Source organism: Thermoclostridium caenicola, from assembly GCF_900142095.1.
GTDB classification, from domain to species: domain Bacteria; phylum Bacillota; class Clostridia; order DSM-8532; family DSM-8532; genus Thermoclostridium_A; species Thermoclostridium_A caenicola.
Genome location: NZ_FQZP01000023.1, coordinates 1 through 16,325 on the forward strand (window position 1 = coordinate 1; position 16,325 = coordinate 16,325).

General features: G+C 53.4%; 12 protein-coding genes, 1 pseudogene and 1 CRISPR repeat array (1 of these 14 running past the window's edge). Of the genes and pseudogenes, 6 read left to right on the forward strand and 7 right to left on the reverse strand.

Annotated elements, in window-relative coordinates; genetic code table 11:
* Both F3H12_RS07415 and F3H12_RS07420 read right to left on the reverse strand, forming a co-directional pair.
* The coding region (locus tag F3H12_RS07415; protein WP_149677676.1) for a transposase family protein at positions 1-287 on the reverse strand (287 nt) is incomplete at its 3' end.
* 184 nt (positions 288-471) lie between these two features.
* Positions 472-1,803, reverse strand: a complete 1,332-nt coding sequence (locus F3H12_RS07420; protein WP_149678707.1) for a LysM peptidoglycan-binding domain-containing protein — start codon at positions 1,801-1,803, stop codon at positions 472-474.
* A gap of 283 nt (positions 1,804-2,086) precedes the next feature.
* Here F3H12_RS07420 and F3H12_RS07425 point away from each other — a divergent pair, with 283 nt between their 5' ends.
* The 3 genes from F3H12_RS07425 to csaB are packed head-to-tail and all read left to right on the forward strand — an operon-like array spanning position 2,087 to position 6,990.
* Positions 2,087-3,865, forward strand: coding sequence for an AMP-dependent synthetase/ligase (locus tag F3H12_RS07425; RefSeq protein ID WP_149678708.1), 1,779 nt, complete (start codon positions 2,087-2,089; stop codon positions 3,863-3,865).
* 9 nt (positions 3,866-3,874) lie between these two features.
* Positions 3,875-4,705 (forward strand): histidinol-phosphatase, encoded by an 831-nt coding sequence (locus tag F3H12_RS07430; RefSeq protein ID WP_149678709.1) that lies wholly within the window; start codon positions 3,875-3,877, stop codon positions 4,703-4,705.
* Positions 4,706-4,758: 53 nt separating this feature from the next.
* On the forward strand, positions 4,759-6,990 hold the full coding sequence (gene csaB / locus F3H12_RS07435; protein ID WP_188118425.1) for a polysaccharide pyruvyl transferase CsaB: 2,232 nt from the start codon (positions 4,759-4,761) through the stop codon (positions 6,988-6,990).
* Here csaB and F3H12_RS07440 read toward each other — a convergent pair.
* The 4 genes from F3H12_RS07440 to F3H12_RS07455 all read right to left on the reverse strand — a co-directional run bounded on the left by F3H12_RS07440 (position 6,985) and on the right by F3H12_RS07455 (position 11,661).
* A complete protein-coding gene (locus tag F3H12_RS07440; RefSeq protein WP_149678711.1) occupies positions 6,985-8,538 on the reverse strand; it encodes an O-antigen ligase family protein in 1,554 nt (517 codons plus the stop codon). The two genes, csaB and F3H12_RS07440, sit on opposite strands and share 6 nt — an antisense overlap.
* A gap of 13 nt (positions 8,539-8,551) precedes the next feature.
* Entirely contained in the window at positions 8,552-9,052 is a 501-nt protein-coding gene (locus F3H12_RS07445) for a DUF4330 domain-containing protein (protein WP_149678712.1), read from the reverse strand.
* 76 nt (positions 9,053-9,128) lie between these two features.
* Complete coding sequence (locus F3H12_RS07450; RefSeq protein WP_149678713.1) at positions 9,129-10,397, reverse strand: glycosyltransferase; 1,269 nt, start codon at positions 10,395-10,397, stop codon at positions 9,129-9,131.
* The gene (locus F3H12_RS07455) at positions 10,327-11,661 is read right to left on the reverse strand and encodes a nucleotide sugar dehydrogenase (RefSeq protein ID WP_149678714.1); all 1,335 of its coding nucleotides are present in this window, start codon (positions 11,659-11,661) and stop codon (positions 10,327-10,329) included. Before F3H12_RS07455 ends, F3H12_RS07450 begins: the two co-directional genes overlap by 71 nt.
* 160 nt (positions 11,662-11,821) lie before the next feature.
* On the opposite strand from F3H12_RS07455, the gene F3H12_RS07460 reads away from it, so the two are divergent.
* The 3 genes and pseudogenes from F3H12_RS07460 to F3H12_RS13235 all read left to right on the forward strand — a co-directional run.
* Complete coding sequence (locus F3H12_RS07460) at positions 11,822-12,550, forward strand: WecB/TagA/CpsF family glycosyltransferase (RefSeq protein WP_149678715.1); 729 nt, start codon at positions 11,822-11,824, stop codon at positions 12,548-12,550.
* A gap of 58 nt (positions 12,551-12,608) precedes the next feature.
* The gene (locus tag F3H12_RS07465; protein ID WP_149678716.1) at positions 12,609-13,061 is read left to right on the forward strand and encodes a hypothetical protein; all 453 of its coding nucleotides are present in this window, start codon (positions 12,609-12,611) and stop codon (positions 13,059-13,061) included.
* Between the two features lie 24 nt (positions 13,062-13,085).
* Positions 13,086-13,325: pseudogene (locus F3H12_RS13235) on the forward strand (BsuPI-related putative proteinase inhibitor); the annotation flags it as partial.
* Between the two features lie 90 nt (positions 13,326-13,415).
* On the opposite strand, the gene F3H12_RS07475 reads toward F3H12_RS13235, so the two are convergent.
* Positions 13,416-15,269, reverse strand: coding sequence for an FAD-dependent oxidoreductase (locus F3H12_RS07475; RefSeq protein ID WP_149678718.1), 1,854 nt, complete (start codon positions 15,267-15,269; stop codon positions 13,416-13,418).
* 337 nt (positions 15,270-15,606) lie between these two features.
* A CRISPR array of direct repeats spans positions 15,607-16,325; the repeat unit is 32 nt; unit sequence GTTGCAGTCTCCGCCTACATGGGAGTTGTGAC (it continues 110 nt past the right edge of the window).

Here is a 16,325-nt window from a genome sequence, read left to right on the forward strand (position 1 = left end):
CTTGGCAGGAAAGGTACCTCTTCATAAAACCTTTTATTGCATGAAGGACATACATAGCGTCGTTTCCGCAGATGTATGAAAGTATAGCTTCCAAACGAAGATATATCCTTAATTTGTTGTTCTCTGTAATCGTGAATCTTGTCCGTAGTCCGACCACAGCGGGGACACTCATGGGCTTTTCGCTTCATTCTCATATAAATGTGGAACTGATTGTCCTTTCTTTCTGCGAAGGTAACGGTTACATCTTCAAATCCAATAAATTCTCGCGTATAATCTTTGTAGAGCATGGTTGATTCTCCTTTAAAATGATGGTGTGAGTAACTACATTTTACTAGAGATTTCACTCCATGCTCTCTTTATTTGCAAAAAATGTTGGAGTTCCGAAGTTTCTGTCCCTCGGCACCCCAACATTTATTATAGAACCACAAAAATGAAGGCTGGCTCACAAAGAGCCAGCCTTTTGATTAGGCCTTATGGCAGCAATTCTTTCGGAGGAATCTTGATTTCCTGACCAATCATGATCTTGTTGGGATCCGTAATCCCGTTATATTCGCAGAGTTTCGGGCCATACTGCGTCGAACCGTAATAGGTTTGAGCAATCTTGCTGATGGTATCGCCCGCGGCTACCTTGTGGATCTTGATTTCAAACTCGGGCGTCGGTGTGGGTGTTTCTCCGAAAGTCGGCTCATCAGCCGGATCGGGTGTGCTCAGATCCGGAGTGGCTGATGGCGTGGGAGTGGGCGTGGCTGTAGCCGATGCCGAAGGACTTCTGGCAGGTTCCTTGCCCGGATCGATCATGGACTTAATCATGATACCGATGATGCCGAAGAGAATCAGCACGGTAACCACCAGAAGGACGCCATACAATGCGCCCTGATACCTGCCGCCCCGCTTGCGGTTGTACTTGTAGGTTACCGCGGGAGCCCTGTTCAGACGCTCAACCCTGTTTTTGACCTGGCTGGTTCTGGTCGTGGTCTTCCTGGCTATAGCTGTCCCTTCATAACGACGCTCCACCTGTACCACCATGGCTGTCAAATCGCCGAAAGTGGTACGCTTCATGGCTTCATCCACCAGTTTGTAGGCGATATAGGTGCTGTCGCTTCTTAGGGACAGGATATCCTCAATCTTTTCCTCCCCAAGGGCTTTCACCAGACCATCGCTGCAAAGGAGAAAACAGTCGCCCTCCGTGACTTCATAGATATCTGAAATTACCACCGGACTTTCGGGATTCTCGTCGGGAAGGGTGATTTCCTCATCCTCCACGCTTTCCCCCGGCTGGATCAGCGCATCCAGCATCCGTTTGGCTCTTGAGGTTTCGCCCGCCAGGGGCCTGAACATCCCGTCGCGCATCATGAAAACCTTGCAGTTCCCGGCGGTTGCGGCGACGAATTGACCGTCAGAAACAAGAAGGCTGCCAAAACCGATGCCCCATCTCGGGTCTTCGGCAGGCACCCTGTTCATTTCCAGAAAAGAGGTGAGTAGGCGGCTGATATCCGTTATCTGGGCTTCCAGTTCCTTGACCTTGAACTTGAGGTCGCCACCATTAACGGTTATTTTTTCATGATACCTGCGGAGTTCATCAATGATCGCGATCTGCGTATCGTTGTCCTCATCGGCACCATTCATGTTATCGGCTATCGAAAAAAGGTATTCGGTGCCACGGTTCTCCATGGAGGCCTGGACGTTGTCGATGTGCTGCTCGGACGTGAACTTGCCGTTCATGTAGAAGGAATTGGTGTTGCTTTCTCTTCCGTAGCCCTTGCGTGAATAAACGCACGCATTTATTTTTATCACGCTACTCATTGGATTCTCCTCTTTTCGACATGATTATTCATATCTAAACTCCATGATACCATAGCCAACACAGGCCTTTCAACAATTTAGCAAAAATATCTTTCCACGCAGACAGGGTTCAAGCGCAGAATAATCAGGTACTTTGTCGATCCGTCTCCCATGAGGGCCTTTACTTTATTGTCAGCATGTTTTGTTTAAAGTATAATAGGATTATTATTGAAATATTTCCTTCATCAAACCGGCATTATCATATCCGGCGGATGCGTCCGGACAGAAAGGGCAGGGTATGCGCATGAAACAGCTTAAATTCTATGACGTAAGGCATATCACGGATTTGAAGGATCTTGTGCAGAAAAGCGCAGACATCTACGGCGATTTGGATGCCTTTCTTGTAAAGACCCCATCCGGAAACATCCGGAACGTAACCTTCAGACAGTTCAGGCAGGACATCAACTGCCTGGGATCGGCATTATGCCATCTGGGACTCAAGGATACCAAAATCGCCATTATCAGTGAAAACCGCTATGAATGGTGCGTATCCTACCTGGCTGTCGTGAACGGAACCGGTGTGGTGGTTCCGCTCGACAAGGAGCTCCCCGAGGCCGAACTGGAATCCCTGCTTGAGAGAAGCGAGGCCAGCGCGGTCCTGTGTTCCGCAAGCTATGCGCCGGTCCTGGTCAGCAAACAGAAAAGCCTGAAAAAATTAAAGCACATCATTTGCTTTGATTACGATGAAAACGACAAGGGCGTCCTGTCCTACACGCAGCTTCTCGCAAAGGGGAAGGCCCTTCTGGATAAGGGTTACACTGAATTTACCGATGCCGAAATCAACCGGGACGTGATGTGCGCGCTGATCTTCACATCGGGTACCACCGACCAGTCGAAAGGGGTCATGCTCTCCCACCGCAACATTTCCAGCGACATCATGGCGGTATCCAAGCTCCTGTATGCCGACAACAACGATTTGATCCTGTCGATTCTGCCCCTTCACCATACCTATGAATGCACAGCCGGATTCCTGACCATGGTCTACCTGGGCGTCACCATCTGTTTCTGCGAGGGCTTGAGGCACATCACCAAGAATCTCCAGGAATACAAACCCACCATGATGATGAGCGTCCCGTTAATCCTGGAAAATGTCTATTCCAAGGTGATCAAGAAGGCTCAGAAGGAAAAGCGCCTTCTGGCCCTGAAATTTGGCCTGTTCGTTTCCGGCCTTCTGTTCAGGATCGGAATCGATGTCCGCAGGCAGCTGTTCCGCGAGGTCATGGACAACCTGGGTGGAAACCTAAGGCTCATCATCTCCGGCGCCGCCGCGTTGAATCCGAAGGTTTCAAAAGCCTTGCGGGCCATGGGCTTCAACATCATGCAGGGTTATGGGCTGACGGAATGCTCGCCCATCGTATCGGTCAACCGCCTGGACTATTACAACGATCGGTCCGCCGGCCTGCCGCTGCCGGGGATCCAGGTGGCCATAGACAATCCCGGCCCCGATGGCATCGGAGAAATTAAGATAAAAGGCCCCATCACCATGCTGGGCTATTATCAGAATCCGGAAGCCACCGCGGCCGTTTTGCGCGACGGCTGGCTCTACACCGGGGATAACGGCTATATTGACAAAAAGGGATTCCTGTACATAGCCGGGCGCAAGAAGAATGTTATTGTCACCAAAAACGGCAAGAATATATTCCCGGAGGACGTGGAACTCTATCTCAACAAAAGCGAGTACATCAAGGAATCCCTTGTTTACGGCGTGGATGACGACAGCAGCGAGGACACCATTGTCTGCGCCAAAATCGTTCCCAACATGGAAGTCATCGTTGAGAAATTCGGAAAGGTTCCGGTCCAGGAGGAGCTTTACAAGCTGATCAAGCAGGAGGTCATGAAGGCCAACAAGAAGCTTTCCTCCTACAAAAAGATCAGGCACTTTGAGATCAAGGAGGGTGAGTTCCAGAAGACCACCACCAAGAAGATCAAGCGCCATCTGGAGCTTGTGTCCCTGAAATCCATCGGCGACATGATCAAGGTGCTCAATAAAAACGGGAAAAATGAGCAGAAAAAAGGAGCATGATAAAACAGCATGCTAAAAAGCACGTTTCACACCCACAGCCGGTTTGATGACGGGGCTTGCGACCTGGAGGACTATGTCCTGTCCGCCCTGAAGAAGGGTTTTTCTGTCCTTGGATTTTCAGCCCATGCTCCCGTATTGTTTGACAGCGAATGGAACATGAAGCAGGAGGCCTGGGATGAATATATTGCCCTGACCAAATCCCTCAGGGACAAATACGGGGACAGGATTGAGATCTACACCGGCCTGGAAACCGACTTTTACAAAGGCTGCACGGACTGGCGGAACAAGAAAGGAATTGATTATACCATAGGCGCCGTCCATTTCATACAGAATCCCGAAACGGGCAAATACTATGCCTTTGACGGCAGCCGCCAGGAATTCGAGGAGAACCTGGAGGTCAATTTCGGGGGCGATATCAGGCGCCTGGTTGCGGGCTACTACGGCCTGGTCAGGGAAATGCTCATGAAGATGACCCCCAACATCGTGGCCCACCTGGATGTGATCAGAAAGAACAACCAGGGCGGGCGGTTTTTTGACGAGGATGAGGAATGGTACCGGGAAGAAGTCCTCAACACCCTTGAGGTCGTCGCTTTGACCCATGCCGTCCTGGAGATCAATACCGGGGGCATCTCAAGAGGCTATATGACCACCCCCTATCCCAGCAGGTGGATCCTGGAATACTGCCTGGACATGGACATCCCCGTTATGGTCAACTCCGATGCTCACCATCCCGATGCTCTCGACTGCTCCTTTGAGGAAGCCTATGAACTTTTACGGGATGTGGGATTCAAGTCCCAGCGCATTCTCTACCGCGGAGAATGGAAGGATGTAGGGCTGTAGGGCCCTGCATGCCGTATAAACCACAGAGAAAACCAAAGCAAGAGGTAAGGCAGATGAAAATCATACACCTGATCGGCGGGGGCGACGTGGGCGGTGCCAAGAGCCACGTCCTCTCACTGATAAAGGAACTGGGCAAGCATATCGACGTTACCCTGGTGTGTTACAGAAAGGGACCCTTCCATGAGGATGCGGTGCGGATGGGCATCGATTCCCGCGTTATCCGTACAGGAAACATCCTGGTCGATATCCGCAAAACCTTAAAGCTCGTGAGGGAAAACAAGTACGATATCATCCATTCCCACGGCGCCAAGGCCAACATGATCGCCACCATCATCAGGCGCATCACCGGGATCCCGGTAGTCACAACCATTCACAGTGACTATCGCCTGGATTACATGAACAACCTGCTGAAACAGTTCTCCTTCGGCGTGATCAACATGATCTCCCTACGAAAAATCGATTACCACATCGGTGTTTCCGACAGCTACCGGAACATGCTGATCGCGCGCAGGTTCAACCCCCAGCACGTCTTTACGGTATACAACGGTATCCCCTTTGACAACGAGATCCCGCCCTGCACCCGGCGCGAGTTTTTTGATCGCTATCGTATTCCCTTCCCCGAGGATGCCATCCTGGTCGGAATTATGGCCAGGCTGGATCCGGTCAAGGATCATGAAACCTTTATCCGGGCAGCGGCCGAGGTATTCAGGACCAACCCGAAGGTCCGTTTCATCATCGCCGGTCCCGGGGATGAACTCAGGCCCCGTCTTGAGCATCTGGCCGAAAAACTGGGCGTAAGGGACAAAATCTGCTTTACGGGCATGATTCATGAGCCCTACGACTTTTTCCAGATCATTGACATCAATGTGCTCACCTCCATCAGCGAGAGCTTTCCCTTCGTCATCCTGGAAGGCGCGCGCTGCTGCCGGGCGACAGTCAGCACCCGGGTGGGCGGCCTGGCCGATCTCATCGAGTCCGGTGTCAACGGCTACCTGATAAAGCCCGGGGACTGGAAAGCCCTGGCAGGGCATCTTCTTGAACTGGCCAATGATGAGACGAAGCGAGCCGAGATGGGGCGGCGTCTGAAGGAAAAGGCGGAGAAAAAGTTCTCCCTGGAGAACATGTGCAAAACCCAGTTGGAGATCTATAACCGCATTCTCCGCATGGAAAGCCGCATCAGGAAGGACGGGAAGCTCTACGATATCGCCATACTCGGCTACTACGGTTACAGAAACAGCGGCGACGAAGCCATCCTGAAATCCATCGTCCATTCCCTGCTGGAGCGGAATCCGGATCTGTCCATGGTAGTCTTCTCCAGAAAGCCCGGAGAGACCATGCGTAACACGGAGGTCAACGCCGTCAACCGCTTCAGCCTTTACCATGTGCTGAGGGTCATGAAGCAGACCCGGCTGTTCCTGGCAGGAGGCGGCAACCTCATCCAGGACAACACCAGCACACGCTCCATCCTGTATTACCTGTGCATGCTGCGGCTGGCCAAGCGGTACAGGACAAAGACCATGCTCTTTGCCAACGGCATCGGCCCCATCAACCGCAAGGTCAACTGGCGCAGCGCAGCAAAAGTCCTGAATTGCCTGGATGCCATCACCCTGCGTGAACCGGTCTCCTATGAAGAACTCAAAAGAATGGGAGTCACCAAACCCATCATACACATTACATCGGATCCGGCCATCCTGCTGAACCCGGTTCCTTCCGATAAAGTGGACACGATCATGGCCTCCGAGGGCATACCCACGGACAAGCCCCTCATCGGCATCTCGGTGCGCAAATGGGCTGACATGTCCTACCTGGACAAGATAGCCGCCCTCGGCGATTATTGCGTGGAGCGCTTTGACGCCCACCCGGTCTTTATCCCCATGCAGCATCCTTCGGACGTGAATGTCTGCGAGTCCATTATCAAAAAGATGAAGCACAAGGCCTGGCTGATCCGCAACATCTACCAGCCGGAGGAACTGCTGGGCTTTACCCAAAGGCTGACGCTGATGATCGGCATGCGCCTTCATTCCCTCATCTATGCATCCAACCAGATGGTCCCTGTATTGGGACTGGTGTATGAACCCAAGGTGGATGCCTTCCTGAAAGAGGTATCCCAGCCATCCGCCGGATCCCCGCTTAATATGGATTTTCCTCAGGTCTGCAGGGTCCTGGAGGAGCTCTGGAACAACCGCGAAGCCATGCGCGAAAAGCTGGGCAGGGCCAGGGAACGCCTGGTGGAACTGGCCAACCGGAATGTTGACGTGGCGCTGAGCCTGCTGAACGATTCATAATGGCAGGTTATACCGTTTTATTACCCGGAACTGCCCCCTGTCATATTGGTAGAAGACGATGGCTGCCACCATCCAGAAATAGACGACCATGTAAGGCACTTCAAAAACGTTTTCAAACAGGTTGTGGACCAGTATGCCCATCATCCCGGCAAATCCGCCGATGATGACCAGCCTCCTGTCGGGATCCAGCGTGGTCCTGATCGCGCGCACCGACCAGACAAAGAGTGCTGAAAGGACGATGAACCAGGCGATAAGGCCCGCCATACCCATCTCCACGGCTGTCTTGAGCCAATAGCTGTCCATGTAGAAGGTGTTGGGGAAAAGATCCCTGTGGTTCATGGCCACAGCCCCTCCGAAATGCCCCTGTCCCACACCGGTCCAGAAGTTTGCCATGAACATCTCCCAGCCGGTCTTGTAGCGTAAAAGCCGGCCTCCGGTAAGGCTGCTCATGATATACCGGGGCGAAAGCAGGTAGCTGATGCGGCTATACACGGACGGAATCAGCAGGACAACAGCTCCCGCCGGCAGTGCCGCCGCAAGCCATCCGGGATTCCATGCCAGGCAGAAGACGAGCAGCGCAACGGCCATCCCGAGCCAGGCGCCCCTGGACAGGGTCAGGATCAGGCAGATGCCCATGGCAGCCAGCATGACCAGGCAGAAAACGCGGCGGTATCTGTTTGTCCGCTCCCGGAGCGACCAGGCAAGGGCGATGGGTATGAAAAGGACCATCAGGCTTCCCAGGATATTGGGACTTCCCACCACCGAAAAGACGCGAATTGCACGGGTTCCCTCGGCCGCATCAACCCAGTTGGAAGGGGTTTCAACGCCTGCAATATATTGCAGGATACCGTGAATGCCCAGAATGCCGCCTGCCCAAATCAGGCCGCATGTCATCCGGTTCGCTTTCCTGTCCGAATCCAGGTACCGGCTGAAAACATAGTACCAGAAAATAAACTGCACAGTGCCGCGCATGCCTTCAAAGCCCACATGGGGATATGGGGAATGATTCAGGTATAGATAAAAGGACACGGCGATCAGGAAGAACAGCGGGATGTCCAGGGGCGTGGACGTCACGGGCATGCCGGCCCTGCCCATGATCCCGGATATAACCAGGAAAGCCACACAGGCCAGAAGATACACCTCGTCCCAAACCCCAAAAAGGCTTGCACCGAAAAAGCTCCTTCCCAACTCGTCAATGAAGACAAAAAACACCGAAGCCGGTATCAGACGGCGGGACAACATCCTTAAGAACCGGGATCCGCTTGCCATTCTCCAGACGAGGCTTTCCCGGATAACATCCGCCGCCTTAAGCCGGAAGGGCAGAAGGCTTGCATGCAAACTCCGAAGCAACCTGCAGGCATAAATCTGTTTCGGCCGGAATCGCCTGTGAAAATAGCGGGACAGCCATCTGGCCGTGCGGCTGTGTGAAACGACGGCACCAAGGCCCATCAACATCCGGCGGGTCAGGCTGTTTTCCCATATGGTCCTGCAAGATCTCATCAGGCGGTAAACCAGGCTTTCCTTCAGCCACACCACCGCACGCTCCATGGCCAGGCCTCCCTCACTTTTTCTCCTTCAGGTCCAATACCAATCCGTTGGTGGAATAGGCATAAGGGGTTTTAAGGGTGAAGCTTCCCCCCACGCAGACCGCGTATCGGCCCACCTTGACGCCCTCATCCCTGGGATCGTCCTGGATCTCGATCTGCACATACACATCCTTCAGGTTCGGATCATAGACCACGGCTGTGCCGTCAACCGGGGTTACGCTCATGACCTGGGCTTCCTCTTCCTTGATTTCGATAACCCGGGCATTGACGAAACCATCGGTCTCGTAATACAGCCGGTTGTCCATCATGATGCTCTCCATGAAGTTATCGGGTACAGAGGAGCATTTGATGGTGGCTATCCAGGTCTTGGTCTGGGCTTTGGCCTGTTTCTCGTTGCTCTTGGCCACGATCCGCATGCCCGCCGCAACCAGCAGGATGACCAGCGCCGTGAGCGCCAGCAGGTCAAACAGGTTAATCAAACCAAACAAGCGTCCTCTCTCGTCTATCAGTTTCATTGAAACCTCCCGCAAGTTCAAATTAATTGGGTAAGCAATACCGGATATGAAATATATGCGTCTTAGATGCCGCCTGTTACGGCAGCTTCATTCCAGCCATCCCGTCCATGATCCCGGCAAGCTTTTCGGTTAGTGCCCTTCGGCTGTACTGCCGGATCACCTCATGGTCGGGATCAAGCCTGAGGCGGTCCTCACGCCATCTGTCATACAGTTCGGCCAGCCCCTGTTCAATGGCTCTTGGATTGGACCAGTCACAGACGATGCCGGTCCGGGTCTTTTGGATAAGTTCTGCCGCCGCCCCCTTTTCAGGCACCAGAGCCAGTATGGGCCGGTTGGTCCGGATATATTCAAACAGCTTTCCCGTGTAAAAACACTCGGAACCCCTGCCGCCTTCCAACAGGAGCAGGACATGGGATCGCAGCATGTTGCCGATACAGTCCCGGTGGGTCATATAGGGAAGAACCTCCACAACCCCTTCCAGGCCGTTTCGGGCTGCCGCCTGGATGACGGACTGATCCTTGATGTTGCCGATGAACCGGATGCGCAGGCGCTCCCTGGGGATACGCCCGGTTTTGACAAGGCGGCCAGCCGCTTCCAGGAAGCCGTCAGGCGTTCTCCTCCCGTACAGGGAACCGGTATAGGTTACTGTGAAACGGTTGTCCGGGCTTTCCGCGCCGCTTTGCTCAAAATCCTCCTCGTCAAAGCCGTTGGGGATGACCCACATGCGCCGGTCCAGCTTCAGATCCGGATGCCGGCTCTCAAAATTGCGCTTCATCACCGGCGTATTGGCTATCAGCATATCCGCCGTTTCCAGGACCATTCTTTCCATCAGACTTTCACGCCTGGCCCGCCATGCCGGATGGGGCTTGTCCAGGAGATAGGGGTTGTTGGTCCATTCATCCCTGAAATCCGCTATCCAGGGCAGCTCAGGGTAGATTCTCTTAATGCCGAGACCCATCAGGTGATCGGAATAGGGATAGGAGGTGGTATAGAGGCAATGGATATCCCCCCTCCCTATCCTTGCGAGGGCTTCCTTTACGGCCCGCTTCATCCAGAGGATTTCGCCGTCGGGGATCAGGACCTTCCAGGCAATGAATTTGCCCACCTTGGACAAAATGCCGGGAAAGGCCGTCAGATCCCTGGGAGGTGTCCGGATGATTTCCATATCGGCCGGAAGATCCTGGAGCAGGGTGTCATCCCGCAATCCGATACGTTTATCGCTTCTGGTCAGCACAACAGGTTCCCAGCCAAAGGCGGGCAGGTATTTGGCAAACTTAGCGCTTCTCTGGACCCCCGATCCCCCCGCCGGCGGGAACTGGTACGCCACCATCAGGACTTTTTTCATCGGCGTGTCTCCCCCATCCCAGCAGATGATAGCGCAGGCCCGCGGCCTCCACCTCCTCCGGTGGCCAGAAGTTCCTGGTATCCAGCACGCAAGGGTAGGCCATGCTCTCCCTGATCCGCCTGAAATCCACCTGCCTGAATTCCCGGTGGTTCACGGCAAGGAGCAGCAGATGGCAGCCCCTGACAGCCTCGTATAAGTCCCTTTCCCTGGAGCCTTCGTAGTCCGCATGCCTGTCGACGGTGATAACCGAATAGCCGCCCTCAGCCTTAAGCAGGGAAATCAGGCGGATGACCGGGCTCTCCCGCAGATCATCCACATCGGGCTTATAGGTTACACCCAGCACGCAGATGCGCTTCGTGCCGTCGATATCCTTCATAAGGGTCCTGATCTTTTCCAGCACGAACCGGGGCATGGCATCGTTGATCCTTCTGGCCAGGCCAATCATCCGGGCGGTTTCCGGCAGACGCTGGACGATGAACCAGGGATCCACGGCAATGCAGTGGCCGCCCACGCCCGGTCCAGGGTAATGGAGGTTGACCCTGGGGTGTTTATTGGCATACCGGATGACCTCCCAGGCGTTGATGCCCAGTTCCTCGCAGATCATGGCCAATTCGGCGGCAAGCGCGATATTGACATCGCGGTAGGTGTTTTCCATAAGCTTGCACATCTCGGCTGTGGTGGCATCGGTTATGTACATCTCCCCCCGTACAAAACAGCTGTACAGGTTTCGGACCCTCACGGCGGATTCGGTGTTGATCCCGCCTATCACCCGGCTGTTGTGCACCAGTTCGGTGAGGATCCGGCCGGGCAGGACCCGCTCCGGGCAGTAGGCCACAAAAAGATCCGTTCCCGGCTCCAGTCCCGATTCCCGCAAAATGCCGCACACCATGTTCCTTGTGGTCCCCGGCGGGGACGTGGATTCCAGGATGACCATGTTCCCCTTCCTGACAACGGGCAGGATGGAACGCACGGCGCGCTCAATGTAGCTCAGGTCTGCCGAATGGTCCGGGTTGACCGGTGTGGGCACACAGATTATGTACGCATCCGCGGGTAAGGGTTCCCTGCCGGGAATCAGCCTTCTTTCCGAAACCGTCCAACGCACCACCTCCCCAAGCCCGGGCTCGCTGAAGAAAGCCTCTCCCCTGCCCAGGGTCTCAAGAATCCTTTCATTGACATCGACCCCCAGCACATAGTGTCCGTTTGATGCGAACATGGCCGCTGTGGGAAGACCGATATAGCCAAGGCCGATGACGCACAGCTTCATACCAACACCCCGGGTTTTGCTTGCACGCAAGATGCGGCATCGGTACGGCTCCGCCGCCCGATGCGGAAATGACGCCTTGCAGCAGGTTTGTTTTTGGCTTACACTATAGTATGTTCAGAAAACCCGAACATATGAGTCGATGTCAAAGGTGGAAAACCCTATGGAGAAAATAAATATCCATGGCGTGATGATGGACAATGTGACCATGGACGAGGCACTCGGATTTGTGGTAGAAAGGCTGGACGGCCCAGGCATTGCAAAGATTTATACGCCCAACTCGGAGATCATGATGCAGGCCCAGAGGGATCCGGCACTGAAGGATATTCTCAACCAGGCGGATTTGCTTATTGCCGACGGGGCAGGCGTAGTGCTGGCCTCCAGGATACTGAGGAGGCCTCTGAAAGAAAAGGTCTCCGGAATTGACCTGGTGAAAAGAATACTGGAGAATACCCGGACCCGGCCAACCAGCTTTTTCATCCTCGGGGCCAAACCTGGGGTGGCCGAGAAGGCCGCCATCAATATCATCTCCGATTATCCGAAAGCGGAGATCAAAGGCTGGCATCACGGCTACTTCCAGCCCGGGGAAGAGGACGGCATCATCGAAAAGATCAACGACAGCGGAGCGGAGGTCCTGCTGGTGGGCTTAGGCGCCCCCAAGCAGGAGAAGTGGATCCACAGGAACGCCTCACGCCTTAACTGCAAGGTGGCCATGGGCATCGGCGGCAGCATCGACGTGCTGGCCGGCACAGCGTCCCTGGCGCCGGAATTCATGCGTCGTTCCGGCCTGGAATGGCTGTTCAGGCTTTACAAGGAGCCCAGGCGTTTCCGACGCATGCTGGATCTGCCGCGGTTCATGATGCTTTCGATCAGAAAACGCTTCGGGTTGTAAACAAGCCGTTTCAGGCCTGGGGCTTAAGCGTATGATGAATCATTGTATGGGAGATAACATGAGGGGTAAAGGTTTGTTCAGAAAGGCCGTAGTTTTTGCCGCCCTAATCGCTTTGGGCATAGCGGTTTTTTCCTGGCTCAATGTCAGAGGAAATGAGATTGAAGGCGTATCCCATATTTCGTCCGAGTGCCTGGTAACAATAACTTATGAAAACGAGACCGGGCAGGAGTATCAACTTCAAGCCGAACAGGTTGACAGGCTTAAGGAGCTTCTTTTCAAATCAACCTTTACAAGAACCTTTTCGCCTTTCGTCACCTACCCTGTCGACACTGAGCGTTATACCATCAGGATTGACTGGAAGGATAATCAGCATGTCCTGATCATCCACTGTATCGGAAACCAATACATCTCCATAGCTGACCAGTTTGGCGGCAGGCATTTGAAAGTGAATAACCCGGATTGGGAATCAACGATTAAAAGGATTATTTCGGATTCCGATCCGGTTCGGTAAACGCCAGCTGAGCAGCAGTTCGAGTTCGTAAGATTCTCGGACGGCAAATATTTCACCCAGGCAATTATCAATAGAACCATCCAACCGGGAGGTTTCCTGGCATGGCAGGATAAATGGGATATGACCGATAAGGCTGGTCAAAAAGTGGGACCCGGGGAATATAAGGCTGTTATTACCGTCCTGGCTGTCCAGGAAGCAGTGAATGCATATAAGTTTGATAACAGCCAGTTTACCGCCGTTATTTACTTCTATCTCAACGACTGACAAAAGCGATTTGCCTTGTGGGTTGACAGACAGAACAAAAAAGGGCTGTCTCAGAATCAGGCGATGGTTCCGGGACAGCCCCTTTTGTTTCTATTTCATCAGGCGCGCGGTTTCCACCGCCAGGCAGTACACCACATCCATGGTGACGCCGCCGTTTTGGGTCAGCTTCCCTTCCGGAACCTTCCGGTACAGTTCCAGGCCTGATAAGACGTTGAAGGCTTCGCCGGGCGTATAGGAGACCCCGAGGGCATCCAGGATCATGGAAGCGGCTTTTTCGCCGGTCAGCCTGTCACTGGTCTCATAAGCCTCGAGCATGCCGGCCACGTTGAAGTTGTATGCGTCCGGGGCAATTTTGACAATGGCATTCTTCAGGAGTACCGACATCACATCGCAGCTGCTTTCGCTGTCCAGCCTGAAATCATTCCCCTCGCCCCCGGCAAGCAGGCCGTATTCGGCCAACTCGCGGATATAGGGATAAGCCCAGGCGTTTTCCAGGGGCTGGCCGGTGGAAGCGTCCATCAGCTTTTCGGATATATCCTTCAGAAAAACCCCGCCTCTTTGGAGATAAGATTTGAAAGTGTCAAGCTCTTCCCCGGTCATGCTGAGAATATCAGCCGGCGTCCGGTTGTTGAGAAAGCTCCATGCCGCTGTCAGTCCGGCGGACTCGCCCATGGTGATCCGGATAGGAATATGGCCTGCGCTGGTGGCTGCCAGGGACTTAAAAGAGGCCTTTGCACCCGGCATGAGCACATTGTCCACGTTGACGGGAATGATACAGCCTAAAGGAATGGCGTAGACATTGGGATCGGTGATGATATAGCTTAAACCGTTGCCTACAAACTTGCCCGCGTCAACCGGCGCAGAAGCCAGCACAATCTTGTCGGCAAAATCCCGGTTCTCCAGGATGTCCGCCACAGTCAGGGTATACCGGCCGGCATAATGCCTGTATTCCGGAATGAAAAGCTCATCGGCCGCCGCCTCGAAAGTGCATTCCGCGAAAGGCACCAGCACGTTTTTCAGATAGGCGGTCAGCAGAATGGCTTCATCCATGGCATCCGCGTAGGCCTGCTTCACATCTTCGGGATCATTTACATTCACACCCCACTGCCTGATGGCGCTGATGATGAGCTTATCCTCGGATTGTTCAATAAATGTGGGGCTTTCGATCTTGGTTCTTTTATAAAAAGGCTGATAGGCCATCAGGACCTGTCTGAACTGGTGGATGAAATCGGAAGTTTTCTGTATCTGCCTCATGTCGTCCCATTTGACGCCCGAGACCATGAAATTGAATGCCAGGGGCATGTAGGTATCCGGAAGGTTGAGATCCGCCGAGCCAGTCGTATAGGGCACCTGGCAAAGGTCCAGAAGATCGCCGAACTGGGTGGCATCCACATAAGCAGCAGCCGACAGAACCCTTTCCTGGCCATCCACATTCACCCTTATGTGCCTAAGGAGACTGCCTTCCAGCACCACGTCGGTCAGCCTGCAGTTATACAGAATCGCCAGATTCTTTATCTGTTTGGTCAGGTTTTCAACGGACGACAGATAATCCTCAGCGGTAAATCCCAGCCTCAGGCTTCCAAAGAGTTCCTTGTAAAAACCCCTGTTGAGGTTTTCCTTTTTGCCGCCTATTATGCCCTCATCCGGCTTGATCTCAGCGATCATGCTGCGTTTGATATAGCTTCCCAGATCGGAATCTTCGGTTATGAGCAACGTCTTCAGGCCGGTTCTGGCACTGGACACAGCCGCAGCAATGCCTTCCGGCTCAGAGCCCACCACAATAACGGCATACTCGTTTTCGGAAAAATTGTATTTATCAGCGGTTATCCTGCCCAGGTACTCCTTGAAGGCACTTCCCGAAAGCATGGGTATAATGCCAAACCTTACGACAAAGAATAGGATGACTCCCACAAGCAGGAGTTTGATGATCCGTTCGCGCTTCATGATCAACACCCCGTCTTATGACACGTAGGGCCGATTACTCGGATACAACCGCCATCTTCCTGCGCAGAGAATCCTCTGCAGCCTGAAAACAACGCGCTTGCTCTATTTATATATCGTCCTGATCGGGATTTATCATTAAGCGGAAGCCAGCAGAAATGCTTCAAAAAAGGCGATGGGCCGATATTCCATCGCCGCTTTGAAATGTCCGTATTTCCCCGATTCATATGTCATCCTGCTAGCAAAACCGGCGGAACACTTCACCGACGGTTTTTTATGACTTTTTCCCGTTTCGCACGTTCCAGAAAGGCAAGCCGGAGTCCTGGGTCCAACCTGCGTGAACCGGGTCTCCGCCTACATGGGAGTTGTGACGTGGCCGGCGTGTTTCGCAAGAGCCCCAAATCCGAGTTGCAGTCTCCGCCTACATGGGAGTTGTGACCCTGATGGTGAAATAGCCTATCAGCGTTTTGTAGAAGTTGCAGTCTCCGCCTACATGGGAGTTGTGACTTTCTGCCACGGTTGTTATCACGATCTATCTCTACGTTGCAGTCTCCGCCTACATGGGAGTTGTGACTTTTTCAGTATCGCTAATGCAGCTCTGTAATTATGTTGCAGTCTCCGCCTACATGGGAGTTGTGACCATGCTAACAGTCCATATATCACAATCTACAAACGTTGCAGTCTCCGCCTACATGGGAGTTGTGACGTCGTTGTTGAAAAGATTGATTTTGCTGACGACAGTTGCAGTCTCCGCCTACATGGGAGTTGTGACACACCCTCGCGGACATTACCCTGAGTGGTAATAGTTGCAGTCTCCGCCTACATGGGAGTTGTGACCCGTGTCGACAAGCAGAACCCCAGGGTCGAGGTCGTTGCAGTCTCCGCCTACATGGGAGTTGTGACTTTATGACGGTCGAAGAAGTCACCAAGCACGCCCAGGTTGCAGTCTCCGCCTACATGGGAGTTGTGACTTGACCAACTGGTGGCAATTTTAAAACTTGAAAAGTTGCAGTCTCCGCCTACATGGGAGTTGTGACTCATCAAGCCAATAAGTTGTTT

Excerpts from the sequence above, each read along its gene's own strand:
- F3H12_RS07425 (WP_149678708.1), top strand. The coding sequence starts at position 2,087 with ATGAAACAGCTTAAATTCTATGACGTAAGGCATATCACGGATTTGAAG.
- F3H12_RS07475 (WP_149678718.1), bottom strand. The coding sequence starts at position 15,269 with ATGAAGCGCGAACGGATCATCAAACTCCTGCTTGTGGGAGTCATCCTA.
- csaB (WP_188118425.1), top strand. The coding sequence starts at position 4,759 with ATGAAAATCATACACCTGATCGGCGGGGGCGACGTGGGCGGTGCCAAG.
- F3H12_RS07445 (WP_149678712.1), bottom strand. The coding sequence starts at position 9,052 with ATGAAACTGATAGACGAGAGAGGACGCTTGTTTGGTTTGATTAACCTG.
- F3H12_RS07430 (WP_149678709.1), top strand. The coding sequence starts at position 3,875 with ATGCTAAAAAGCACGTTTCACACCCACAGCCGGTTTGATGACGGGGCT.
- F3H12_RS07455 (WP_149678714.1), bottom strand. The coding sequence starts at position 11,661 with ATGAAGCTGTGCGTCATCGGCCTTGGCTATATCGGTCTTCCCACAGCG.
- F3H12_RS07460 (WP_149678715.1), top strand. The coding sequence starts at position 11,822 with ATGGAGAAAATAAATATCCATGGCGTGATGATGGACAATGTGACCATG.
- F3H12_RS07450 (WP_149678713.1), bottom strand. The coding sequence starts at position 10,397 with ATGAAAAAAGTCCTGATGGTGGCGTACCAGTTCCCGCCGGCGGGGGGA.
- F3H12_RS07420 (WP_149678707.1), bottom strand. The coding sequence starts at position 1,803 with ATGAGTAGCGTGATAAAAATAAATGCGTGCGTTTATTCACGCAAGGGC.
- F3H12_RS07440 (WP_149678711.1), bottom strand. The coding sequence starts at position 8,538 with ATGGAGCGTGCGGTGGTGTGGCTGAAGGAAAGCCTGGTTTACCGCCTG.
- F3H12_RS07465 (WP_149678716.1), top strand. The coding sequence starts at position 12,609 with ATGAGGGGTAAAGGTTTGTTCAGAAAGGCCGTAGTTTTTGCCGCCCTA.